General features: G+C 37.6%; 19 protein-coding genes. 10 read left to right on the top strand and 9 right to left on the bottom strand.

The features are described from left to right. Nucleotides 1–212: 212 nt before the first annotated feature. The 7 genes from B5488_RS11795 to B5488_RS11765 form a co-directional block, all read right to left on the bottom strand. The gene (locus tag B5488_RS11795; protein ID WP_079735448.1) at nt 213–1,433 is read right to left on the bottom strand and encodes a C40 family peptidase; all 1,221 of its coding nucleotides are present in this window, start codon (nt 1,431–1,433) and stop codon (nt 213–215) included. A gap of 70 nt (nt 1,434–1,503) precedes the next feature. Beyond that, nucleotides 1,504–2,520, bottom strand: coding sequence for a dipeptide epimerase (locus B5488_RS11790; protein WP_079735447.1), 1,017 nt, complete (start codon nt 2,518–2,520; stop codon nt 1,504–1,506). 12 nt (nt 2,521–2,532) lie between these two features. Further along, entirely contained in the window at nt 2,533–3,990 is a 1,458-nt protein-coding gene (locus B5488_RS11785; RefSeq protein WP_079735446.1) for a sodium:solute symporter, read from the bottom strand. 6 nt (nt 3,991–3,996) lie between these two features. Further along, entirely contained in the window at nt 3,997–5,595 is a 1,599-nt protein-coding gene (locus tag B5488_RS11780) for a glycoside hydrolase family 10 protein (protein WP_079735445.1), read from the bottom strand. Nucleotides 5,596–5,650: 55 nt separating this feature from the next. After that, nucleotides 5,651–6,469, bottom strand: coding sequence for an N-acetylmuramic acid 6-phosphate etherase (murQ, locus tag B5488_RS11775; protein ID WP_079735444.1), 819 nt, complete (start codon nt 6,467–6,469; stop codon nt 5,651–5,653). Between the two features lie 19 nt (nt 6,470–6,488). Next, nucleotides 6,489–8,063, bottom strand: a complete 1,575-nt coding sequence (locus B5488_RS11770; protein WP_079735443.1) for a beta-N-acetylhexosaminidase — start codon at nt 8,061–8,063, stop codon at nt 6,489–6,491. Between the two features lie 103 nt (nt 8,064–8,166). Then, nucleotides 8,167–9,432, bottom strand: a complete 1,266-nt coding sequence (locus B5488_RS11765; RefSeq protein WP_079735442.1) for a sugar MFS transporter — start codon at nt 9,430–9,432, stop codon at nt 8,167–8,169. Between the two features lie 415 nt (nt 9,433–9,847). Between B5488_RS11765 and lepA the strand changes: the two genes are divergently transcribed. From lepA to B5488_RS11745, 4 genes are all read left to right on the top strand, one after another. Continuing rightward, nucleotides 9,848–11,644: a translation elongation factor 4 gene (lepA, locus tag B5488_RS11760; protein WP_079735441.1), complete on the top strand. Its 1,797-nt coding sequence runs from the start codon at nt 9,848–9,850 to the stop codon at nt 11,642–11,644. A 49-nt stretch (nt 11,645–11,693) separates the two neighbouring features. Then, complete coding sequence (locus B5488_RS11755; protein ID WP_079735440.1) at nt 11,694–11,894, top strand: addiction module protein; 201 nt, start codon at nt 11,694–11,696, stop codon at nt 11,892–11,894. Next, nucleotides 11,894–12,196, top strand: a complete 303-nt coding sequence (locus tag B5488_RS11750; RefSeq protein WP_079735439.1) for a type II toxin-antitoxin system RelE/ParE family toxin — start codon at nt 11,894–11,896, stop codon at nt 12,194–12,196. Before B5488_RS11755 ends, B5488_RS11750 begins: the two co-directional genes overlap by 1 nt. 103 nt (nt 12,197–12,299) lie before the next feature. Next, nucleotides 12,300–13,061, top strand: a complete 762-nt coding sequence (locus tag B5488_RS11745) for a YebC/PmpR family DNA-binding transcriptional regulator (protein ID WP_079735438.1) — start codon at nt 12,300–12,302, stop codon at nt 13,059–13,061. On the opposite strand, the gene B5488_RS11740 is transcribed toward B5488_RS11745, so the two are convergent. Continuing rightward, nucleotides 13,058–14,977: a cation:proton antiporter gene (locus tag B5488_RS11740; protein WP_079735437.1), complete on the bottom strand. Its 1,920-nt coding sequence runs from the start codon at nt 14,975–14,977 to the stop codon at nt 13,058–13,060. The genes B5488_RS11745 and B5488_RS11740 overlap by 4 nt on opposite strands. A gap of 294 nt (nt 14,978–15,271) precedes the next feature. Here B5488_RS11740 and B5488_RS11735 point away from each other — a divergent pair, with 294 nt between their 5' ends. The 6 genes from B5488_RS11735 to B5488_RS11710 all read left to right on the top strand — a co-directional run bounded on the left by B5488_RS11735 (nt 15,272) and on the right by B5488_RS11710 (nt 24,037). After that, a complete protein-coding gene (locus B5488_RS11735) occupies nt 15,272–17,059 on the top strand; it encodes a cation:proton antiporter (RefSeq protein ID WP_079735436.1) in 1,788 nt (595 codons plus the stop codon). A 103-nt stretch (nt 17,060–17,162) separates the two neighbouring features. Further along, entirely contained in the window at nt 17,163–18,026 is an 864-nt protein-coding gene (locus tag B5488_RS11730; RefSeq protein ID WP_079735435.1) for an MBL fold metallo-hydrolase, read from the top strand. 57 nt (nt 18,027–18,083) lie between these two features. Further along, nucleotides 18,084–19,757 carry a S8 family peptidase gene (locus B5488_RS11725; RefSeq protein WP_079735434.1) on the top strand — a complete coding sequence of 558 codons (1,674 nt, stop codon included), beginning with the start codon at nt 18,084–18,086 and terminating at the stop codon, nt 19,755–19,757. 131 nt (nt 19,758–19,888) lie between these two features. Beyond that, a complete protein-coding gene (locus tag B5488_RS11720) occupies nt 19,889–21,739 on the top strand; it encodes a M1 family metallopeptidase (protein WP_079735433.1) in 1,851 nt (616 codons plus the stop codon). A 249-nt stretch (nt 21,740–21,988) separates the two neighbouring features. Then, entirely contained in the window at nt 21,989–22,369 is a 381-nt protein-coding gene (gene rnpA / locus B5488_RS11715; protein WP_079735432.1) for a ribonuclease P protein component, read from the top strand. A gap of 33 nt (nt 22,370–22,402) precedes the next feature. Continuing rightward, complete coding sequence (locus tag B5488_RS11710; protein ID WP_079735431.1) at nt 22,403–24,037, top strand: S41 family peptidase; 1,635 nt, start codon at nt 22,403–22,405, stop codon at nt 24,035–24,037. Here B5488_RS11710 and B5488_RS11705 read toward each other — a convergent pair whose 3' ends face one another. Continuing rightward, entirely contained in the window at nt 24,038–24,475 is a 438-nt protein-coding gene (locus B5488_RS11705) for a GNAT family N-acetyltransferase (protein ID WP_079735430.1), read from the bottom strand. Between the last annotated feature and the right edge of the window lie 174 nt (nt 24,476–24,649).

Genomic DNA, 24,649 nt, shown 5'->3' with positions numbered 1-24,649 from the left:
AAACCTCACAGGTTTTGGAAACCTGTGAAGGTTACGTGATAAGTTTAAATTTTGATTTCCAATGCCTCTTAGTTTTACGTCAAGCTGAACTTGTTTCAGCTTCTAACATGTTTTGAGCAAATAAAATCTTAGATCCTGAAACAAGTTCAGGATGACGATTTCAAGACCATTTTCCAAAGTTATTTTTGATAGTATCAGCTTTTTCAAAAACTTTACATCTTCACTTCCTTAGCTTCTGAAGTAGTAAATAGATCGGAGTCTTTAAGATAGATCAAACCTTTATCTTCTTTGTTTAGAATTCTCTTAGTTCGTAGGTAGCGATTGTAGTTATATTCATCAAAATCTTCGGCTTCAGTGTCAAAATTACTAATGTGCACCTCACCCATAGAGTGAATAAACTTATTGTCGCCAATCCACATTCCCACGTGGATCACACGTTCTGAAGTAGAATCGGTTGCCGGTCTTCCGAAGAAAAGCAAGTCGCCTTTTTTAAGATTTTCAAAGTTTTTGTCGGTATCAACTACATCTCCGGTATGAATTTGTTGTGAAGCATCACGCGGAATCACCATTCCGTTTAGGAAAAATATAGTTTTGGTATAACCACTACAATCTACTCCTTTTGGCGAAGTTCCGCCCCATAAATATGGTAAACCCATCAACTTATTTGCCGTCGCAACCAAATCTTCTTCCGTTTGATCTAAAGATGCCAGCCATTCTTTATAAGGTTGGGCGTAGGCTTTCTCTACAAAGGCTTTCTTTCCATTTGGATATTCTACCTCGTAAAAATTATTTTGTTCGTTTAAAAACTCTAAAATGTTCCCGGCTACAAGATCTGAAACTGTTTGAGAATCTGAATTTGTTTCGGCATAAGAATTACCCGTTGGTTCCGTAAAAATTAGTTTTTCCTGAGATTTCCATTCTGAAAATTCTTCTTCAGTCATATTTTCAATTCCACCGTAATCTACCCAGGCCAGGTAACCTTCCGGAGTTTGAACATAATACCAACTACCTTCTTTTTTATAAACTTTAAGCGGCATCCCCATGGTAGCTTGGGTTACTAATTGCGCTGAATGTTTTGGCTCATCTCTTAGATTTGCTACGGAAATTTTTACCACACCCCGAACTTTATCTTCTAAACCTTCAGTATCCGGAAGCACCTGGATGCTATCGGTAAACTTGATGTTTTCTGATTGTAATTTTTCCTTTAGAGATGCTACTGCTTCAGGATCGTTAGATTCTCCTTTTAAAATATAATTATTTCCATTTTTTTCGGCTTCAACATCAAAAAGAACTACTCGGCCATCTGGGGCGTATTCTTTTTTCACCTCAGCGATATGATTTTCAAGTGGATTTTCTTCTTCTTTTTCCTCGCAGGAAGTGAAGAGAAAAAGTGTTAAGAGGAAGGGTAAATAAGATTTTGTGATTAGTTTCATTGGTAATTATTTTTTACTTTTTTCTTCAGAAACTTAGATTCTGAAACGAGTTCAGAATGACGTAACATTTCTATTTCTCATATAATTCTACTCCGGTGCCGTTTCTATTTGGGAAATGTACTTTCTCATCATAAACTTTTACACCATCGGCTATATCGTTTTTAATTAAAAGTCCGCCGTCCATGTCTACGTAATCCAAAAGTGGCAATAATTGTGCAATTGCTGAAATTCCTACGGTAGATTCGGTCATACAACCCACCATTACTTTTAAGCCAAGAGATTTTCCTTTTAAAATCATTCGTTTTCCGGGGGTTAGCCCGCCACACTTGGTGAGTTTGATGTTTATTCCGTGGAAATAACCGGCGCATTTCTCAACATCGCTTTCTTCAATACAACTTTCATCGGCAATAAGTGGCAAAACCGATTCTTTGTATAGTTTTTCCATTCCTTCCCAATCATTTGCTTTTAAAGGCTGCTCTAAAAATTCAACATTTAATTCTTTTAAAGCTTTGGCATTTTCGATAGCCTGATCTACTGTCCAGGCGGCATTAGCATCTACCCTAAAAACGGAATTTGTATGCTTACGCAATTCTTTTACAATGGCAACATCATCTTCGGTGCCCAGTTTGATCTTGTAAAGGGGCCAGGGAAATTCTTTAATTTTCTGCACCATTTTTTCTATGGAATCTATTCCGATAGTGTAATTGGTAAGCGGAATATTTTTTAAATTTAAGCCCCATAATTGATAAAGCGGTTGCTGATTTCTTTTTCCGTGGAGATCGTGCATAGCCATATCCAGGGCGCATAGTGCAAATGGATTTTCTTTTAAATGCGGATAAGTTAATTCCCAAAGCTCTTCGGGTTCCAGCAGAATATTTTCAGCAATTAAAGCTTCAATTTTAAGAATATCAGCCTGCATTTTTTCTATAGTTACACCGTAATACGAAGTTGCCGTGGCTTCTCCATAACCGGTAAATCCGCGGTCGCTTAAAGCAACGATTAGAGTTGGCTGAAAATCCCTTGAACCGTGACTTATGGTAAAGGTGTTCTTTAATTCCAGGTTATATGGATAAAATTTTAGCTGCATTTTTTCAGAATATTATTCGGTTAAAATTTTATCAGCTTTTGATTTGTATAAAGCGAATAATCCGAGCATAGTGATTGCTGCATTAACCAATAAAATTTCAAATCCGAACTGATAGCCATTTAACCAGGCTTCAGAATTAAAATCTAAAATTACTGAAATTATAGGTGATAAAATACACACGCCCGGCACCCATTTGTCGCGTACCGGGTTTTTAGTCAACAAACCGTAAGCAAATAAACCCAATAGCGGGCCATAAGTAAAGCCAGCGACTTTAAAAACCGCGCTTACCACGCTACTATCGTTTACTGCGTTAAAAGCAATAATTACCAGGAACATTAAAATGGTAAAACCAATGTGTACCATTAATCTTGTTTTCTTCTGATTCTTTTCTTTCTTCTGAATATCAAGAATATCAACACAGAATGAAGTGGTGAGCGCTGTTAATGCTGAATCTGCACTAGAAAATGCGGCGGCGGTTATTCCTAATAAGAAAACAACACCAGCGAGAATTCCAAAGTGATTTAATGCCAGTAACGGGTAAAGGTCATCTGTTCTTTCAGGAATGGCGATTCCCTGATCCATTGCGTATTTGTATAACAAAACTCCGAGTGCTAAAAACAACACGGTAGAAAAGAAGAATACAATAGAAAACCAAAAAATATTCTTTTGTGCTTCTCCTTTATTCTTGCAGGTCAGGTTTTTTTGCATCACATTTTGGTCAAGGCCGTTCATTGCTATGGTGATAAATATTCCGGCAAGAAAACTCTTGAAAAACGCATTATTGGAGCGCCAATTCCAGTCAAAAATTGTAGACTTTTCACTATTGCCAATCGTTGCCAAAACATCGATAAACCCAAGCTCCATGTGGTCTGTGATCATCCAGATACTTATTACAACGGCCAGCAGTAAAAATGTGGTTTGCAAAGTATCTGTCCATACAATGGTTTTAATTCCGCCTCTGTAAGTGTAGAGCCAAATTAAGGCAATGGTAATCATTACCGTAACCCAAAACGGAATTCCAAAGGCATCAAAAAACGCGATTTGCAGCACTAATGCCGCTAAAAATAATCTAAATGAAGCGCCAATGGTTTGGGAAATAAGAAAAAACGAAGCCCCGGCATAATAGGAATTCTGCCCGAAACGATCTTTTAAATATTCATAAATAGAAATTAATTTCAGTTTATAAAATAACGGAATTAACACCAGCGCGATCACTGCATAGCCCACCATATTTCCCATGACAAACTGCAAATAGGTCCAGTTTGAATTTCCAACTTCCCCGGGAACAGAAATAAAAGTCACCCCAGATAATGTGGCGCCTACCATTCCATAAGCCACCAAAAACCAGGGCGATTGCCGGTTTGCGGTAAAAAAAGTATTATTATCGGCTTGTTTTGAGGTAAAATGGCTAATTGCCATTAGCAGCGCAAAATAACCGGCGATAACGCCAAAAACGAGGATAGGGCTCATAAGTTATTACTTTATCTCAATTTCTATAAATTCACTTTGGTTACCGGTGCGGTCTACCGCGGTTACTCCAATTTTTACAAGTTTACTTTTCGTCGTTCCTACTTCTTTCTGCAAATCCTGACTTCTTTTTTCTGCATTCAAGATTTTATAATCCCAGTTTCCGGTTTCATATTTAAAATAAACTACCCATTGTTTAATATCGGAATCATCTTCTACTCCCCAGGTAATTTCAATTTTATCGCGATTTTCGTTTGCGGTAACATTTGGAATTTCAGGAGGTGTATTATCTAACCACGGACTCGGCGGAACCAAAGTTTTCTTTTTATACGGACCTTCTTTTAAAGCTTCTGCAAGCTCTTTATATTTTAAAAGAGGACCAATGCTCCAATGCACGGCACCTTTACTCTGCGGAAGCATTCCGCGGGTAATCATTATCTGATTAATCACTTCGGTAATGTGCATTTCGTCTCCTTCACCGCCAACATTCATTCCCGGCCAAAGATGGCGTTGTTTGGTGTTTTCACTTTCCCACCAACCGAGTAGTTCAGGAAAACTCTGCCCTAACTGACTTATTTTCCAGTACAATTGTGGCGTATAATAATCTATCCAACCTTCATTTAGCCACAGTTTAGCATCAGCATATAATTTATCGTACTGATCGTAACCCTGAACAGATTCAGGATAACCGGGACGCCAAATCCCAAACGGACTTAAACCGAATTTTACATGTGGTTTTTCAGCTTTAATTTCCTCATAAATTCTTTTAATAAAAACATTTACGCTTTCACGGCGCCAGTCACCTCGAGAAAGTTCTCCGCCGGCAGCCTGGTAGGCTCTCCAACTTAAATCATCTGGAAAGTCTTTGCCGTTATTATAAGAATCGTAAGGGTAAAAATAATCGTCAAAATGAACGCCGTCTATATCGTAGCGTTTTACAATATCCATTACCACTTCACTGGAGCGATCTTGTGTGCCTTTTTGGGCAGGATCCATCCACCACATCCCGTTTTCCAATTCTACCACAAGGTCTGGATTGGTTTTGATTACCGATTTTTCACTGATTTCTTTACCGGTTGTATGATGGGCACGGTAAGGGTTCAACCATACATGTAACTCCAAACCGCGTTCGTGGGCAGCATTTACCCAAAATTTAAGCGGGTCGTAATAAGGTTCAGGGGCTTTTCCCTGTTTTCCGGTAAGATAATAAGACCACGGCTCTATTTCACTGTCGTAAAGTGCATCGGCCTGCGGACGTACCTGGAATACTACTGCATTAAAATTGTGCTCTTCTAAAAAATCTAAAAGTTCCAGGGCTTCTTTTTGTTGCTCTGATGTTGAGAGTCCCGGTTTGCTAGGCCAGTTAATATTGGCAACAGTAGCGATCCAGGCCGCACGGAATTCCTCAATGTTTTTTGGAGTATTGGGATCCCATTTAACCTCCTTTTTAGATGGAGTTTCAGGGGCTTCAATTTCTTCAGGAATTACCTCAACTACCTCTTCAGGTTCAGGTTTTTCCTGTGTTTGGGGTTGGGGTGCATCTTTCGCTGTTTTACAGGAAAAGAAAAACATACATAGCACAAGGAGGGAAAGAATTGTTTTTTTCATCGTGTAGGTTTTGAATAATTAACGGAAGATGCAAGCTTAAATTGGCATTACAAAATTATGTTTTTCTGTAAGCTAAAACAGCCTCCCGAACACTCCCGTATTCCTGAAGTAAGCGAGCAGCTTCGTTTTCTTCAATTCCTAATTCTTCCATAATCATCCTGATGCCGCGACCTACCAATTTTTTATTAGAAAGTTGCATATCGACCATTTTATTGCCCTTAACCCTACCTAATTTTATCATCACACTGGTAGAAATCATGTTCAAAACCAGTTTTTGAGCCGTACCTGCTTTCATTCTTGTGCTTCCGGTAACGAATTCAGGGCCGGTAACAACTTCAACAGGAAATTCACTGGCTTCTGCTAAAGGACTTCCGGAGCTGCAGGTTACACAGCCGGTAATAATTCCTTTTTTACGGGCTTCTTTAATTCCGCCTATTACATAAGGGGTTGTTCCTGAAGCGGCAATACCCACTAAAACATCTTTTTCAGATATTTGATATTGCTGAAGGTCTTTCCAGGCTTGTTCTGTATCATCTTCAGCATTTTCTACTGCATTTCTAAGGGCAGTATCGCCCCCGGCTATTAAACCAATCACCATTTGGTCTGAAACTCCAAAAGTTGGGGGACATTCAGAAGCATCTAAAACTCCCAACCTGCCACTGGTTCCGGCGCCTATATAAAAAAGTCTGCCGCCCAGTTCCATTTTAGAAACTATTTCTTCTACCAGCATTTCTATTGCCGGGATTTGTTTTTCCACACTTTCAGGTACAGTTTTATCTTCCTTATTTATATTACTTAAAAGAGTTGCAGTACTCATTTTCTCCAAATCATTATAATTTGAAGTCTTTTCTGTATCGGGATTATTATTTTCCATTTTAAGTTCAGTTAAAAATTTACCATCTGGATTCGGGCATAAATTCTGAAAAAACACCTTTATTCCTATCGCTGTTCCAATCTACCTCTGGAGTTCTAAAGTAATGTACATCCAAAAGATCCAATCGCAATCCATGCTCCCCTAATCGGTTTATAAAGTTTTTGTAATCTTTATTTTCATCTTCACTCCAACCCACTTCTGCCATCGCAATTGTTCGCGGCCAGAACCTATCGTCGGCAGCTTCATTAGAAAGTACCATTTCTGTCCAAACCGGGGCTTCTACTCCTATAGTATTCGGATTTTTCGATTTAAAATTATAAGTATCCTTTAAAGAAACTCCTCTTTCCTGGCACCAGTTATTCGTAAATTCCTGGCCGGGAATATTGGCGTGATCAAAATAAAAACTTGAGCAAATAGATTCTATAACACGGGTATTTACTATACTTTTAGTTTTACCGGTCCAACGCTGACTAATCAATGTGCTATCTACCTGCGCCTGGGTAACTTCTTCCCACCCAATGCTAACTTTTCCTAAACCTCGAACAATAGAATCTGCTTTTACAACAAATTCTTTATAGCGCTCATCTTCAATTTCATCTCCTCCAATATGCAAATAATCTCCTGTAGTAATTTCAGCCATTTCCCCTAATACCGTTGCTACAAAATCGTAGATTTCTGGTTTATCCAGGCATAACTTACTCCAGCCCACTGTGTACTCGTGAAAGAGTTGTGGGGGAGTTGCCAACCTGGGTTCAATATTTGCAAATTCTTCGCAATTTAATTCAGGATAAGCCATTAATGCCGAATAAATATGGCCGGGCATATCAATTTCAGGAACTATTACAATATTTCTGGCTGCGGCATATTCCTGAATTTCTTTATATTCCTCCTGGGTTAAATATCCGGCTCGGCCGCCTTTTACAGCGCCTTTACTTCCTAGTTCAGTTAATTTCGGCTTTTGTTTTATTTCTATACGCCAACCCTGGTCATCGGTTAAGTGTAAATGAAGTCGGTTTAATTTATAAAACGCCATTCTGTCCAGATGCTTTTTAATATAATCTGGACCAAAAAAACTACGGGCAATATCCAACATAGAACCACGCCACTCATATTTTGGACTATCGGTAATTGCTACCTGCGGAAGTTTAATTTCTTCGGAAACTTTTTCATTTTCAATTTCTGCCGGAAACATTTGGCGTAGGGTTTGGATTCCATAGAACAGCCCTGCTTCTGATGCTGCTTCTAAACTCACCACGCTTGAAGAAATATCTAAATTATAACCTTCTTTGCCCAGTGTTTCTTCCAGATTTGGATCTAGATTAAGGCTAAAACCGTTACAGTTTTCTCCCTTCATCGTATAACTTTGCGTGTAGGTATTTTTCAACAATCTCTGCAGCCAGGCAGCCGGGGCTTCTGCGCCCGAATTAAAACAAACCACTGTTCTTTCCTGAAGTGTGAAGAAATCTTCTTTCCACTCAATTTCTGCTGGCTGCGGAATAATTGCTGGTTTTTCAGCTTCGGGTTCTTGTGCGGATAAACCCAACTGAAATAACACTAAAAAAACTAAACTAACACTTAACTTTAAACTTTTCATAATAATAATATTTTCCTCGATAATCGAGATTTAAATGCTCTAAGACTCACCTCGAAATCAAAGATTATTTCCATTAATTCCTCGTAGGTTTACTCCGATGTAGTTATTTTATTTTATGCCCTTTTACAGCGAAAAACCATATATATAGGTAACTGGGGATAACGATCCAGTAAGCCGATTGCGGATCAAAAGTATCAGCCAGGTAACCATAACCTAATGGTAAAATAGCTCCACCGGCAAGGGCCATAATTAAGAATGAAGATCCCATTTTAGTAAACCTACCCAATCCGTGAAGTGCTAAAGGCCAAATTGCCGGAAATACCAACGCATTTGCTAAACCTAAAAGGGAAATACAAAGTACTGAAATATAGCCGTCGGTGAAAATTGCAGATAACCCGAGAATAATTCCAAGTATACCCGAAATTTGTAATGCTTTTTGCTGACTTATATATTTTGGAATAGTGACTGTACCAATTAAATACCCCACAATCATTGCGATAAGGGTATAAGTGGTAAAATACTTAGCCACATCTGTAGCAATATTATGACCATCGCGGGCGTAACTAATTACGGTATCACCGGCAATTACTTCTACCCCAACATAGAGGAACATCGCCAGGGTACCCAATAATAAATTTGGAAATTGAAGTACGCTGGTTTTACTTTTATTTGCAGCAGCAAGGGTATCATCTTCACTATCGGTTTCAATTTCAGGCAATGCTGAATAATAAATAAGTACAGAAAGTCCTACTAAAATAACTGCCATAACCATATAGGGCGTGATTACGAGTGAAGCGAGTTCATCTAATTCAGCAGCTTTTGCGGCAGCACCCATTCCTTCCAGCCTCGCTTCTATCGCATCCATATTTTTTAGCAAAATGGCACCAAAAATAATTGGAGCTAAAGCACCGGCAACTTTGTTACAAATTCCCATGATACTAATTCGCTTCGCTGCACTTTCTATTGGCCCCAGAATAGTGATATAGGGATTTGCTGCAGATTGAAGTAAAGCCAAACCGGTTCCCTGAACGAACAATCCAAAAAGGAACATTGCGTAAGTTCTGGATAATGCTGCTGGGATGAAAATTAAAGCACCCACCGCCATCACTACAAGTCCCAGGGACATTCCATTTTTAAAACCTATTTTCTTTAACACCCAGGCTGAAGGGATTGCCATTACAAAATAAGAGATATAAGATGCAAAAGCAACAAGATAAGATTCAAAATTATTTAACTGGCTAGCCGTTTTTAAAAAGGGAATAAGCACAGAGTTTAGCCAGGTTACAAATCCGAAGATGAAAAATAACACCCCAATTATGACAATAGATCTACTGGTGTTGTTCTTGTTTGTTGCGGTTTCAGCTGCCATATGTATTTTATCTTATATATTGTTAGAATTTTATTTGGGTTAAACTTAACGCCTTTTTAGTAAAATTCTAACAAAATTGTTTCTTACAAAAAAAAGAAACTTTTTCACAACTACTACATACTTATGTAAGTTTTTTTATAATTAACTAAAAGATTAATCATTTTTTTATTTAAATGAATTGGTGAAAAAGAGATAATTTCAAAATCTGACTTTCCATATTCTTATTTTCCATCTTTCTTTTTAGGACTATGAAATAAACTATATTTGTAAACTTAAATTTGTTGATTACCTTTTACTCGATAATCGAGAATTAAATACACTGAGGCTTGCCTCAATTTATAAAAAAGACTTCCAATTCATATCTCGTGGACTTGCTCCGAGGTTTTAGAGGGAGTTCAATTATTAAAATTACCTAATGAAACATATTAGAAACTTCTGTATAATCGCACATATTGACCACGGAAAAAGCACCCTAGCTGATCGTTTGCTAGACTTTACAGGTTCGGTAACCGATCGTGAAAAACAGGAACAACTCCTGGATAGTATGGATTTGGAACGTGAACGCGGCATTACCATTAAAAGTCATGCTATACAGATGGATTATGAATATGAAGGCGAAAAATATGTACTGAATCTTATTGACACTCCAGGCCACGTAGATTTTTCTTATGAAGTTTCTCGCTCTATCGCAGCTTGCGAGGGTGCTTTACTGGTGGTAGATGCCGCCCAAAGTATACAGGCACAAACCATTTCTAACCTTTACCTGGCCCTGGAAAATGATCTCGAAATTATCCCGGTACTAAATAAAGTAGATTTGCCAAGTGCCAATCCAGAAGTAGTAAGCGATGATATTGTAGATCTTCTTGGGTGTGAACATTCAGATATTATTCCTGCCAGTGCAAAAACGGGATTGGGAATTGAAGAAATTCTATCGGCGATTATTAAAAGAGTTCCGCCGCCAAGCGGAAAAGTAGATGCTCCTTTAAGAGCTTTGATATTTGATTCGGTTTACAACCCGTTTCGAGGCGTAGAAACTTATTTTAGAGTAATAAACGGATCTATTAAAAAAGGGCAGAATATAAAATTTGTTGCTACAAATAAAAATTATTTCGCAGATGAAGTGGGAACACTTCGTTTAAAGCAATTTCCTCGTCAGGAAATAAAAACGGGTGATGTAGGTTACCTAATTACCGGAATTAAAGATGCACGCGAAGTAAAAGTTGGGGATACTATTACCGATGCTAAAAATCCTACTACTGAAGCTGTAGCCGGTTTCGAAGATGTAAAACCTATGGTTTTCGCAGGGATTTATCCTGTAGATACCGAAGATTATGAAGAACTAAGAAGTTCTATGGAAAAGCTTCAGTTAAACGATGCTTCCCTGGTATTTTTACCAGAAAGTTCTGCAGCTTTAGGTTTTGGTTTCCGTTGTGGATTTTTAGGAATGCTTCACCTTGAGATTATCCAGGAACGATTAGAACGTGAATTTGATATGACGGTTATTACCACCGTGCCTAACGTATCTTACAACGCTTTTACAAATAAAAATCCAGATGATTTAATCCTGGTTAATAATCCTTCAGATTTACCCGAGCCTTCTTCTTTAAACCGCGTAGAAGAACCTTTTATTAAAGCTACTATAATTACCAAAGCCGATTATGTTGGGAATGTAATGTCGCTTTGTATTGAAAAAAGAGGGGAAATCACCAACCAGGTTTATTTAACTCCTGAAAGGGTTGAGCTAAGTTTTGATATGCCTTTAGCAGAAATTGTATTTGATTTTTACGACAGGCTAAAAACCGTTTCCAGAGGTTACGCTTCTTTTGACTATTCGCCAATAGGAATGCGGGAATCAAAACTGGTGAAAGTAGATGTTTTATTAAACGGGAATATTGTAGATGCCCTCTCTGCCCTACTCCACGTAGATAACGCCTACGATATTGGGAAGAAAATGTGTGAAAAGCTGAAAGAATTAATCCCGAGGCAACAATTTGATATTCCAATTCAGGCGGCTATCGGGGCAAAAATAATTGCGCGTGAAACCGTAAAAGCGCTTAGAAAAGATGTTACCGCTAAATGTTACGGTGGTGATATTTCCCGTAAAAGAAAACTTCTTGAAAAGCAGAAAAAAGGGAAAAAACGTATGCGCCAGGTAGGAAATGTGGAAATTCCGCAGGAAGCATTTATGGCGGTTTTGAAGTTAAATGATTAGAAAATTGATTATAAGCTAATTTTGTATCTTTAGTTTAAAATGAAGAACTATGGATCTTGTGACCAGAAAATATAACTTAATTCATGAGCTCACTAAAGTTAAAGATGAGCATGTTATAGAAGATATTGAAAAAATTCTATGTCCAGAAATTACAACTTCTCAAAAAGAAGAACTGGATAATAGAATTAAAAGCTTTGAAAAAAACCCTGAAAATCTTTCAGATTGGGATAGTTTTAAAGAAACCTGGTAATGGCTTTTTCGGTTAGATTCTTAGCTGAAGTTAAAACCGATCTGGCGGAAGCTAAAAAATACTACTTCAAAAAAGGTGGAAATCCACTTTCAGAAGATTTTAAAGCAGAAATAAATTCTGAAATCGATTATATCCGCAAATTCCCTGAACATTACCAGGTTCAATACCAAAATCTAAGGCGAGCTTTGGTTACAAAATTTCCCTATGCAATTTTCTATCAAATTTCAGAGGATACATTAATTATTTTCGCAATTCTTCATACAAGGCAGGGGTATAAAAAAGTTTACAAAAGAAATCAGTAATTTCAGTTCACCTAAAAGATATTCCCTTAATCTGTGAGGTTTTTTGATTTTCTACATTTTCTTAATTTTGTAAGTCTACCAACTTAGAAAAACTCAAAAAAAAATGGCCGGACATAGTAAATGGGCAAATATTAAGCACCGTAAAGGAGCGCAGGACAAAAGAAGGGCAAAACAATTTACCAGGGCAATAAAAGACATTAGTGTTGCCGTAAAAGAAGGCGGCGGGCCAGATCCTGAAGCCAATCCGGCGTTGCGTAATGCAATTTCTAATGCCAAGGGTGTGAATATGCCCAAAGACACCATAGAACGCGCTATAAAAAAGGCTAGCGGCGCTGATGCCGATAATTATGAGCTCGTTACCTTTGAAGGCTACGGCCCGAACGGAATCGCGTTCTTTATTGAATGTACTACCGATAATACGAATAGAACTGTAGCTTCAGTTCGATCTACCTTTTCTAAAAATGGCGGAAATTTAGGAACCAATGGTTCACTGGAATTCCTTTTCGATAAAAAGGGAGTCTTTACTATTGAACGAGAAAAAATAGAGATGAATCTCGAAGAATTTGAACTCGAACTTATTGAAGGTGGTGCTTCAAAAATTGAAAAGGAAGATGATTTTATTACAATCTACACCGATTTTAATGATTTCGGCCTCATGGCTTCAAAACTGGAAGAATTGGAAATAGAAGTAAAATCTTCTGAAGTTCAAAGAATTCCTATGAATACGGTAGCATTGCCTGTTGATGATGCTAAGAAAATCCTTAACCTCGTTGAAAAATTTGAAGACGATGACGATGTTCAAAACGTTTACCACAACATGGAAATTACCGACGAACTGGTAGAGGAAATGGAAAAAGAAGATTAATTTTTTTCTTGGTCTTGTTGTTCATTTTCACCCTCTAAAGCATCAACCGCTTCCTCTTCATCTATGGTCTCGTTGTAATCTTCTTCAACTTTTTCTTCACGTTGAATTTTCTTTCCTAAGTAAACCAACTGAAATCCTTCTTCAATCTCCACATCTGAGCTATGGGAAGGAATAATGGTTAGGCCGCCTTTATTATTTTTTACAAATAGCGGGATAATATCAGGATCGGTCTTAGAAATTTCAATTAAGCCTTCATAATGCTCTTTACTGTTAAGAATTAGTTCATGGATTTTTGGATAACTCCTGGAAACTTCGGTAAGTTTTATATAATCATCGGTATGAGAAAATAAACCTTCAGCTGGGTTTTTCTCCGGATTATTCATTTCATCGGCAGTGATAACCCTAAAAGACCCGTTTTCTCCAAATTGCTTTTTAAATTTGGTTATAGCCGTTTTATTAATATCACTGTTTCCAGTCATTGCCATTAAATAACCAATATCATTCAGTTCTACATTATTCATAAGATCATCTGAATATACACTGCCTTCAATAGCATCAATACCCAAATTTCGAGCTTTATTTACATTATCAGAATTATTATCCAGGAGCACTACGTGACGCTCATTATCGTGAAGATATTTTCCTATTAATCTTGCTATAGATGAAGCGCCAATAATTAAAATTCCTTGAGAATCTTTTATAAAAACACCCACTAACCGAGCAAAAAGCCTTGCCGTAGCTGCATTTAATAAAACCGAACACAGCACGATCATAAATACTAAAGGAGTAATATATTCGGCGCCCGCAATACCTTCCCGGGCCAATCGCAACCCAAATAAAGAGGCGATACCGGCAGCTACAATACCGCGTGGTCCCACCCAACTTACAAATGCAATTTCATTAATTTTTAAACCTGAACCCAGGGAGCTTAAAATAACTCCAAGTGGCCTGATTAATAAAACTACAACCCCAAAAAGAATAAGCGAATTCCAGTTAAAAACCAGCAAAAGTTCTTCAATTTCAATATTTGCCGCTAACAAAATAAAAAGTATAGAAATCAATAACACGCTTAGCGATTCCTTAAAATACAGCAGTTCTTTAATATTAGGTAATTTTTGATTTCCCATAACCATTCCCATAATAACCACTGCAAGGAGTCCGCTTTCGTGAGCGAACATATCGGCCAAAACAAAAACACCAAGTACGGTTGCGAGAATAAAAACATTGAGTAAATAATGTGGAATTATTTGCCTTTTTATTAAAAATGCCAACAAATGGGCAAAAGTAAATCCGAAAGTAAATCCAAAAAGTAAAATCTTCCCAAATTCAATTAAAGCCGTTTGCGTAAAATCCTGCCCTCCTTCAACCCTAATAAATTCAAACATTAAAACTGAAATAAGCGCACCAATAGGGTCAATAAGAATTCCTTCCCACTTTAAAATAGAGGAAACATGAGTTTTTAAAGGAATATTTCGAAGAATTGGGGAAATAACCGTAGGTCCGGTGACGATAATTAATGCCGAAAATAAAAAAGAGATTTGCCAGGAAAGGTTAAATATAAAATGTGCAGCTAAACCTGCACCCAAAAATGTAACCACCGCCCCAACGCTAATAAGTTTTAAAATAACTGGACCAATATTCCCTACTTCACTTCTTTTAAGGGTTAATCCTCCTTCAAAAAGAATAACCGAAATAGCGAGCGAAACAAAATAAAAAAGACTTTCGCCAGGGAATAATCCTTCAGAACCGTTCCAGATAGGTTCTACCCATTTGGTGCCATCTTCACTAATTAAAGTTGAAATTGGCCCCACTAAAAGCCCTATTAAAATAAGTGGTAAAATTGCGGGAGTTTTAATTTTCCAGGCTAACCACTGCGCCAGGATTCCCAATATTACCAAACTTGCAAGTTCTAACATGCGTTAATTATTTGAGGTATAAATTGCTATTTACAAAAATAGGTTGATTTAATGGCAACTATCTAAGGATTTCAGGCTTTTTACTCGCTAATTGAGAATTAAATACTCCGAGCTTGCCCCAATCATTCTGGCGGCTTGCCTCAAAATAAACATTTTTCAATATAGTATCTTATACTTATCCCGAAGTAGTTTACTTTATTAATAATTAATTATAAAATTCATTTAACATAATTAATTATCTATAATTCATAAAAATATTGATATTTTGTATTTCCAACCACCAAATTATTCTTTATGGAAGAATTAAATATCCTTAGCCTCCTACTTATTTTATTCAGTGCATGGTTAGGTGGCTCAGCCGCAAAAAAATTAGGATATCCAGCTATCCTGGGAGAGCTTATTATAGGAATTTTAATTGGTCCGGCCCTCCTTGGATTAATGGAAACTTCTGAAATGATTAACGTCCTGGCCGAAGTTGGAATTATCCTCCTCATGGTTTATATAGGGATGGAAATTAATTTTCGGGATCTTGGGAAAGCTTCCTGGCCGGGGCTTTTAGCCGCTATTGGAGGTTTTGTAGTGCCCTTTGCTCTTGGGTATTATGCCATAATTTATTTTGGAGGTACACAAATGGCAGCGATTTTTGTAGCCATTGCTGTAGCCGTCACCTCGCTCGCAACAAAAAGCAGGATACTTGTAGATTTGAAGCTCCTCAATACCAGAATTGCCTATGTTCTTATGGCTGGCGCCCTTATTTCTGATACACTCGCCCTGGTTATTTTTGCAGGGATTGTAAGTTACATAGATGCGGGTAGTATTGACACTCTTGGCCTGGTTTGGGTTGCAGGAAAAGCCATCTTATTCTTTGTCTTTACCGCACTTGCAGGAATTTATCTTTTACCACTACTAGGTAAATTTTTAATAAAATCTAACTACACGAGTAGAACGCTTCATTTTACGCTAATTCTCATTATTGTTCTCGCGTTTTCAGAACTAGCAGAAGTGGCCGGTTTACATAGTATTTTAGGAGCTTTTATGGCAGGATTATTTATTAGGGATGGCGTTTTTAATCGCCAAATTTCTAAAGATATCAACAATATATTTCACGATATTTCTATAGGATTTCTGGCACCAATTTTCTTTGTCTCCGCAGGATTTAATGTAACCCTGGAGGTATTTCAAACCGATTTACTTATGCTCATAGTTGTTACAGTAGTTGCTATGGTAGGTAAAATTTTTGGTACCGCACTTTTTTATCTTCCCAGCGGTTATGGCTGGCGCGAAGGTATTGCCGTTGGAACAGGAATGAACGGGCGTGGCGCTGTAGAAATTATAATTGCTGGTATTGGGTTACAAATGGGAATTATTACCAACGAAATTTTCTCCATTCTTGTTTTCATGGCCATTTTTACCACACTTACAGTACCGCTTTTCTTAACCTGGACCACCACCTGGCTAAGAAATAGAAACGAACTCGTACATCAGGATACAAGAAGCGGTTATATAATTTTAGGTGCGAATCCGCTGGGTTTATATATGGCGAAGCAACTTCAGCAAAAAGATGATGATGTGATTATTATAGATGCCAACCGCGAAATGGTTGCCGAAGCTAAAAAACAGGGCTTCAATAGTATGTATGGCAATATTTTAAAAGAAGAAACCATGGAAGATGCCAAAGCTATAGAAAAAGGCACTTTTATCGGACTTACCGGCAATAGTGAAATAAACTTCCTGGCTGCACAACTTGCAGACGATGCATTTTATATTCCGAATAAAATTGTATTGGTCTCTCCTAGCGAGAGCGGTACTGATGTGGATATGCTTGATAAAATTAACGCTACTTCACTTTTTGCCAATAAGACCGAATTAAAACCCTGGGCAGCAAAAATTAGTGACGGTAATTTTGAAGAAAGGACACAAACTGTAGAAGAAGAAATTTCTACTCGTGAATGGGTAAAACAGCATAAAAACGATAAAAACTCTATTCTGCCATTTTTTATAATTAATACTGAAGGAATTAAAAGGCCTTTCCATTACAATGATACCATAGCTGAAGGTGAAAAAATAGTTTATTTGGAATAGCATAAATTTTAAATTCTGAAACTTTTGAAACATGCCTGCTAACACAATTTTAGCAGTGCATGTTTTTTGCTTTTAGTAATTTGCAGAACCTAAATTGAATATTATGAAATTATACCCAATAGAATCAGGTAATTTTAAATTAGATGGTGGCGCTATGTTTGGTGTTGTTCCAAAAAGCCTTTGGAGCAGGACAAATCCCGCCGATTCTAATAATATGATAGATATGGCAGCCCGCTGCCTGCTTATAGAAAATGGCGATAAACTAAGCCTTATAGATACCGGAATGGGCGATAAACAAAGCGATAAATTCTTTGGATATTACTATCCCTGGGGCGAACATTCTTTAGACAAATCACTTAAAGCGCACGGATTTCACCGCGACGATATTACCGATGTTTTTCTAACACACCTGCATTTTGACCATGTTGGCGGTGCTATAAAATGGAATAAAGACAACACCGGTTACGAACCGGCTTTTAAAAATGCAAAATTCTGGAGTAATAAAGACCACTGGAAGTGGGCTACAGAACCAAATGCCAGGGAAAAAGCTTCATTTTTGAAAGAAAATATTCTCCCTATGGAAGATAGTGGGCAACTTCATTTTTTAGATCGTAAAGAGAACAAAAACTTTATACAATCTCAGGAATTTGATTTTGGCGTGCTGTTTGTAGATGGACATACCGATAAGCAAATGATTCCGCATATTAAATATAAAGATAAAACCCTTGTTTTTATGGCAGATTTGTTGCCCACCGCGGGACATATTCCTTTACCATATGTGATGGGATTTGATACCCGGCCACTACTAACTTTAAACGAAAAAGAAAAGTTCTTAAAACAAGCTGCAGATAAAGGTTATTATTTGTTCCTGGAGCACGATGCCCACAACGAAATTATCACCTTAAAAAACACCGAAAAAGGAGTTAGGTTAGACAAAACCTTTACTTTTAATGAACTTTTCAATTAAGTTGAATTCCGTATAAAATCAATTATTTTTTTAGATAAATTAAATTCAATAATATAAATGAAAATACCCTTTTTAAAACCTGCGTTAGTAATGGGAAGCGCCCTTATTTTAGCTTCCTGCGGAAGTGGCTCCCCAAAAATAGTTTCTACCCCAATTGCCAATATAGATTCTATTCCTCTTAAAATTACAGATCTTTCTGAAACCCAACTCAAAGGCTGGGGCGGGGCCGATCTTGTGAACGATACTATCCCCGGAATGAGCGTTGATAAGGCTTATTCAGAAATAATTAAAAACAACAAAGGTCAAAAAACCATTGTCGCTGTTATTGACAGCGGTGTAGATATTGAACACGAAGATCTTGATGGCGTACTATGGACCAATACCGATGAAATTCCCGGCAACGGAAAAGACGATGATAATAACGGCTATATAGACGATATGCATGGCTGGAACTTTCTTGGTGATGCTGTGGAAGAGAATATGGAATACACCCGTATTTATAAGCGTTTAAAGCCAAAATATGAAGGCAAATCTGCAAGTTCTATAAGTACTGCAGATCGTGCTGAATTTATTTACTACCAGGCAGCCAAAGAAGAGTACGAGAAAGAGTATGAAGAAACTGTTCAAAACAGAAACCAGTACGAGCAAATCAAAAAACAACTGGTAGCCGCTCACCAGGCTGTTTCTTCTCAACTTGGTAAAGAAGATTATACCAAAAAAGAGCTTAATGAAATGGAGGCTACCGGGCAATTGGCACAATATAAAGCCATGTTACAGCAAATTCAGAATAATGTAAACGAAAATATTCCTGAAGCACTGGAAGAGCTGGATGAAGGCATTGAATATTATGCCGGGCGTTTAGATACCCATTTTAACCTGGAATTAGATGGTCGTGCACCCGTAGGTGACGATCCTTACGATATTACCGATACCAATTATGGTAATGCTAATGTTATGGGACCTTCCCAGGATAAAGAAGACCTTAAGCACGGTACCCACGTTGCGGGCATTATCGCCGCAGAAAGAAATAATAATATTGGTATAAACGGTGTAGCTAATAATGCTGAAATTATGGTGTTGCGTGCGGTTCCCGATGGAGATGAATATGACAAAGACATCGCCCTGGCAATTCGTTACGCTGTAGACAATGGTGCAAAAGTGATCAATACCAGTTTTGGAAAGTATTTCTCTCCAAATCCTGAGTGGGTTACAGAAGCCATTGAATACGCGGCTAAAAATGATGTTTTAATAGTAAATGCAGGAGGAAACGAAGGACTTAATTTAGACGAAAACACAGTTTATCCTAACGACCAGACTCCTGAAGCACCACAAGAAATTTCAGATAGTTTTTTAACCGTGGGTGCACTTAATTTTGACTACGGATCTCAACTGGTTGCCGATTTTTCTAACTACGGAAAAACAAATATTGATGTTTTTGCCCCAGGGACCAAGATCTGGTCTACAACCCCAAATGATGAATATGAATACCTGCAGGGGACTTCTATGGCTTCCCCGGCAGTTGCAGGAGTAGCGGCAATTATTCGTTCTTTTTATCCAAAATTAAGCGCTGCGCAAGTTAAACAGATAATTATGGATAGCGGCTTAACCACCAATGCCAATGTTATTGTAGGCGGCGACAGAAGCAATACACAGAATTTTAAAGAATTATCTACTTCAGGTAAAATGGTAAATCTTTATAATGCCCTTATTTTAGCCTCCCAAACAAAATAGAATTCAAGTAAACTACCTCTGTGCAAGCCACGAGGCATAAATAGGAAAAAATATTTTTATTTCGAGGCAAGCCTCGGAGCATTTAAATCTCGATTATCGAGTAATATTTTGATCATAAAAACCACAATTAAATGAAGAAATTATTATTAAGTCTGGCCCTTGTTGCAAGCTCCCTGGCCAGTGCCCAGAACAATACCAGCTACTGGCAACAACACGTAGATTACGAGATGGAGGTAGCTATGAATGTTGAAAACTTTCAATATTCTGGTACACAGGAATTGGTGTACACCAACAATTCACCCGATACTTTAGATCGCGTTTTTTATCATTTGTATTTCAACGCTTTTAAGCCTGGAAGTGAAATGGACGTGCGGTCATTAACCATACAAGATGCAGATAGAAGGGTAGCAGATCGTATTTCAAAATTAAGCCCAGAGCAACAGGGGTATTTAAGAGTTTCAAGTCTTGACCAAAACGGTAAGGATCTTTCTTTTGAAGAAGTTGGTACTGTCCTGGAAGTAGAGTTGGACGAACCAATTTTACCCGGAGAAAAAGCTACTTTCAATATGAAATTTAAAGGACAGGTACCCGAACAAATTCGGCGTTCTGGTAGAAATAGTTCAGAAGGTGTAGCGCTTTCTATGAGCCAGTGGTTTCCTAAAATGGCCGAATACGATTTTGAAGGCTGGCACGCAGCACCTTATATTGGTCGTGAATTTCACGGCGTTTGGGGAGATTTTGATGTAAAACTTACCCTTGATAAAGATTATACCGTAGCTGCTTCAGGATATCTTCAAAATCCAGATGAAATTGGTCACGGCTATTCTGATGAAGAAGTAGAAGCGGAAGGCGACACTCATACCTGGCATTTTGTAGCACCAAAAGTGCACGACTTTACCTGGGCCGCAGATCCTGAATATATTCACGATAAAATAACTGCTGAAGACGGAACTGTACTTCACTTTTTCTATAAGGACAATGATGAAATAAAGGCAAACTGGAAAAATCTTCAGGAGAAAACTGAAGATTTACTGTTGTTTTTCAATGAAAATATCGGGTCGTATCCGTGGGATCAATATACCGTAGCACAAGGTGGAGATGGCGGAATGGAATATGCCATGTTAACCTTAATTACCGGAGAACGTAACTTTGGTAGCCTGGTAGGTGTAACCGCACATGAACTTGCACACGCCTGGTTTCAGCATTTAATGGCAACAAATGAGAGCAAACACGAGTGGATGGACGAAGGTTTTACCAGCTATATTTCCAGCCGTGCAATGAACCAGGTAATGGAAACTTATGCTGAAAATCCGCATACCGGTTCTTACCGTAGCTATATGGGATTAGCAAACTCTGGGATGGAACAACCACAAACAACCCAGGCCGATCGTTATGCTTTAAACGCCGCATATGGAGCATCAGCTTATTCGAAAGGCGCCGTATTTTTAGCGCAATTAGGCTATGTTATTGGAGAGGATAATCTTGATAAAACCTTAAAACGTTACTATGACGAATGGAAATTTAAACATCCAACACCAAACGATTTTATAAGAATTGCCGAAAAAGTTTCAGGAGCAGAGTTAGACTGGTATTTAAACGACTGGACGCGTACTACTGCCACTATAGACTACGGGATTAAAGAAGTTACTGAAGCTGATGAAAATTCAACCAAAGTAATTTTACAACGTAACAAATTAATGCCAATGCCTATAGATCTTACCGTTCGTTATACCAATGGCGAAGAGGAAATGATCTATATCCCGTTACAAATAATGCGTTGGGAAAAATCTGCAGAACACGAAAACTGGACTGTAGCAGACGATTGGGCCTGGGCACGACCAACCTACGATTTAAAAATAGATAAGCCACTTAGTGAGATTGAAAGTATAGAAATAGACGAATCTCAATTAATGGCCGATGTAAATAGAGATAACAACCTTTATACTCCAGAAGAATCTGCTGAAGCAGAAGAAGAGGAATAATAATTTTCAACATAAGAATTTAGACCTCACAGGTTTCAAAAACCTGTGAGGTCTTTTTTATAAGAGCTTTTACCAGTTCCTGATTCGTCATTCTGAACTTGTTTCAGAATCTAAGCCTCTTAGAACCTGAAACAAGTTCAGGTTAACGTGAAAAATAACTATAGCCAGATAGCCGCTGAATTCTTTTTATTTCTGCTTAAATTCTTCGTTTCTTCATAGAGAAATTAAAACTATCCTTACTTTTGAACTATGGATGAAAGTTTTGGAAAAGACGAAAAACTAAAGAGCAAAAAGCTGATAGATATCTTATTTCAGGAAGGAAAATCGGTTAAAAAATATCCTTTAAAACTTATCTATCTTCCCATAACCAACCCCGAAATTACCAATTTTAAAACTGGGGTTTCTGTGCCTAAAAAATTGGTAAAAACAGCCGTGGGTCGCAACCGGATTAAACGTTTGATGAGAGAAGCTTTCAGAAAAAATAAGTATCTTGTAACCAGCGACTTTTCAAAACCTTACGCCTTAATGTTTATCTATATTTCCCGGGACGAAATTAGTCTTGAAGACCTAAATAAGGCGATGATAAAAGTGATGGAGAAATTTAGGGAAGAAGAAAAGAAACAAGGCTGATCTTTCTATATAATCAACTTAAAAATATTGAAAATGAAAAAGAAACTCGCCAAAAAAATTGCGGTAGTTACGCTGGGCGCCACCCTTATATTCAGCAGTTTTGGTTTTAAATCAGATTTCTTTGAGATCGCCAAACAAATTGAAATTTTTACTACGCTTTTTAAGGAAATCAACATGAATTATGTTGAAGAAACCAATCCCGCCGCTTTAATGGATACCGCCATTAAAGCCATGCTGGCAGATTTAGATCCTTATACCAACTACTGGAACGAGCAGGATGTGGAAGCAGCAAGAATTAATAATTCCGGTGAATATAGTGGAATAGGGGCCACAGTTCAGGTTATTGAAGACGCTTTGCTAATTATGGAACCTTATAAAGGTTATCCCGCCGATGAAGCCGGTTTAAAGGCTGGAGACGAAATTATTGAAATTGAAGGAATAAAAGTAGCTGATTATACCGATGATGTTGGAGAATTACTGAATGGCTCTCCAGATTCTCAAATCAATATTAAATATCGCCGCCAGGGCGAAATAAAAACTACAGCGCTTACCAGGAGCGCTATAAACCTTAAAGCAGTGCCATTTTATGAACTTTTAGATGAAAAAACCGGGTATATAGTACTTTCCCGATTTAATGCCAAAGCTTCTTCAGAAACTATTAGGGCGCTTAAAGATTTAAAAAATCAGGGCGCAGAAGAAATTATCCTGGATCTTAGAGGAAATCCGGGCGGTCTATTAACCCAAGCTATAAATGTGAGTAATATTTTCCTTCCAAAAGGCGAGTTAATCACCACCACAAAATCTGTTATAGATAAATATAACAGAGCTTACCAAACCCAAAAAGAACCTGTAGATACCCAAATTCCATTAGTGGTTTTGGTTAATGGTCGCAGCGCATCTGCCAGCGAGATTGTAGCTGGCGCAATCCAGGATTTAGATAGAGGAGTAGTAGTTGGAGCCCGTAGCTTTGGTAAAGGTCTTGTACAACGTCCTAAAGAGCTAGCATACGGCACACAACTTAAGATTACTATTTCCCGTTATTATACGCCTAGCGGAAGGTGTATACAGGCGCTAAATTATGCCGAAAGGGATGAAGAAGGAAATGCGATTAAAACAAATAAAGAAGATTATAACGAATTTAAAACCCGTAACGGACGAAGCGTTTTTGATGGCGGCGGAATTTCTCCCGATGTAAAACTGGAAACTTCTGAGTACAGCAATATTACCAACGCCTTACTTGCCGAAAATGCTATTTTTAATTTTGCTACGGAATATTATTATAAAAATGAATTAAGCGATCCTGAAGCATTTGAGTTCACTGGTGCCGATTTCAATAATTTTAAATCATATTTAAAAACTTCAAATTTTGATTATAAAACCGCCACAGAGAAGGAGCTGGGAGAACTTTTGGCTACCGCCTCACAGGAAGGTTTTGAACAGGATATTTTAGATCATTATAAAAGTATTTCAACTGAAATTGAGGCTCAAAAAAAGAAAGAATTAGATGAAAAGAAACACGAAATAGTAAGCATTTTAACCGATGAGATTATTAAACGCTATTTTTATAAAGAAGGTTTATATGAATATTACGTTGAAAATAATCCTGAAATATTAGAGGCTAAATCTATTTTAAATGATAGCCAGCGTTATTCACAAATCTTGCAATAATTACTTTACCATTGCAATATGCGGAATCCCATCTTCAAGATAACCTTCGCCTATTTGCATAAAACCGTGGTTTTCGTAAAAGTCGGTTAAATATTGTTGGGCGGAAAGCTTGATATTATCGGTTTTAAAATGCTCTTTAATAGCTTCTACAGAAGCTTTTAAAATAAGGTGGCCATAAGCATTTTTACGTTCAAATTCTTTAACCACAACACGGCCGATAGCGGCTTCGTCAAAATAGAATCCTTTATCAAAACAGCGAGTGTAGGCAATTACTTTTCCTTCTTTAATTCCCAAAACGTGTAGCGCATTTTGATCTTTCCCATCTATATCCTGGTACACACAATCCTGTTCTACTACAAAAACTTCAGAGCGAAGTTGCAAGATTTGGTAAAGCTCTTCAAGGCTAAGTTCATTGAAATTTTTTATAAGGATTTCCATATTTTCTAAGGAAGATTTGTTTAAAACTATAAAAAGAAAGAGGCTGTTTGAAAAATTTTTTAATCGTCATTCTGAATTCATTTCAGAATCTAAATTGTTTATATTCAAAACATGTTAGAAGCTGAATCAAGTTCAGCTTGACGAAGCTATACTTTTCAGACAGTCTCAATTATA

This window comes from Salegentibacter salegens (assembly GCF_900142975.1).
Taxonomy (GTDB): Bacteria; Bacteroidota; Bacteroidia; order Flavobacteriales; family Flavobacteriaceae; genus Salegentibacter; species Salegentibacter salegens.
This window is presented reverse-complemented; position numbering and strand designations above follow the sequence as displayed.

Bases quoted from the DNA above. Each gene is read 5' to 3' on its own strand.
- B5488_RS11795 (WP_079735448.1), bottom strand. From the start codon at position 1,433: ATGAAACTAATCACAAAATCTTATTTACCCTTCCTCTTAACACTTTTT.
- B5488_RS11790 (WP_079735447.1), bottom strand. From the start codon at position 2,520: ATGCAGCTAAAATTTTATCCATATAACCTGGAATTAAAGAACACCTTT.
- B5488_RS11785 (WP_079735446.1), bottom strand. From the start codon at position 3,990: ATGAGCCCTATCCTCGTTTTTGGCGTTATCGCCGGTTATTTTGCGCTG.
- B5488_RS11780 (WP_079735445.1), bottom strand. From the start codon at position 5,595: ATGAAAAAAACAATTCTTTCCCTCCTTGTGCTATGTATGTTTTTCTTT.
- murQ (WP_079735444.1), bottom strand. From the start codon at position 6,469: ATGGAAAATAATAATCCCGATACAGAAAAGACTTCAAATTATAATGAT.
- B5488_RS11770 (WP_079735443.1), bottom strand. From the start codon at position 8,063: ATGAAAAGTTTAAAGTTAAGTGTTAGTTTAGTTTTTTTAGTGTTATTT.
- B5488_RS11765 (WP_079735442.1), bottom strand. From the start codon at position 9,432: ATGGCAGCTGAAACCGCAACAAACAAGAACAACACCAGTAGATCTATT.
- lepA (WP_079735441.1), top strand. From the start codon at position 9,848: ATGAAACATATTAGAAACTTCTGTATAATCGCACATATTGACCACGGA.
- B5488_RS11755 (WP_079735440.1), top strand. From the start codon at position 11,694: ATGGATCTTGTGACCAGAAAATATAACTTAATTCATGAGCTCACTAAA.
- B5488_RS11750 (WP_079735439.1), top strand. From the start codon at position 11,894: ATGGCTTTTTCGGTTAGATTCTTAGCTGAAGTTAAAACCGATCTGGCG.
- B5488_RS11745 (WP_079735438.1), top strand. From the start codon at position 12,300: ATGGCCGGACATAGTAAATGGGCAAATATTAAGCACCGTAAAGGAGCG.
- B5488_RS11740 (WP_079735437.1), bottom strand. From the start codon at position 14,977: ATGTTAGAACTTGCAAGTTTGGTAATATTGGGAATCCTGGCGCAGTGG.
- B5488_RS11735 (WP_079735436.1), top strand. From the start codon at position 15,272: ATGGAAGAATTAAATATCCTTAGCCTCCTACTTATTTTATTCAGTGCA.
- B5488_RS11730 (WP_079735435.1), top strand. From the start codon at position 17,163: ATGAAATTATACCCAATAGAATCAGGTAATTTTAAATTAGATGGTGGC.
- B5488_RS11725 (WP_079735434.1), top strand. From the start codon at position 18,084: ATGAAAATACCCTTTTTAAAACCTGCGTTAGTAATGGGAAGCGCCCTT.
- B5488_RS11720 (WP_079735433.1), top strand. From the start codon at position 19,889: ATGAAGAAATTATTATTAAGTCTGGCCCTTGTTGCAAGCTCCCTGGCC.
- rnpA (WP_079735432.1), top strand. From the start codon at position 21,989: ATGGATGAAAGTTTTGGAAAAGACGAAAAACTAAAGAGCAAAAAGCTG.
- B5488_RS11710 (WP_079735431.1), top strand. From the start codon at position 22,403: ATGAAAAAGAAACTCGCCAAAAAAATTGCGGTAGTTACGCTGGGCGCC.
- B5488_RS11705 (WP_079735430.1), bottom strand. From the start codon at position 24,475: ATGGAAATCCTTATAAAAAATTTCAATGAACTTAGCCTTGAAGAGCTT.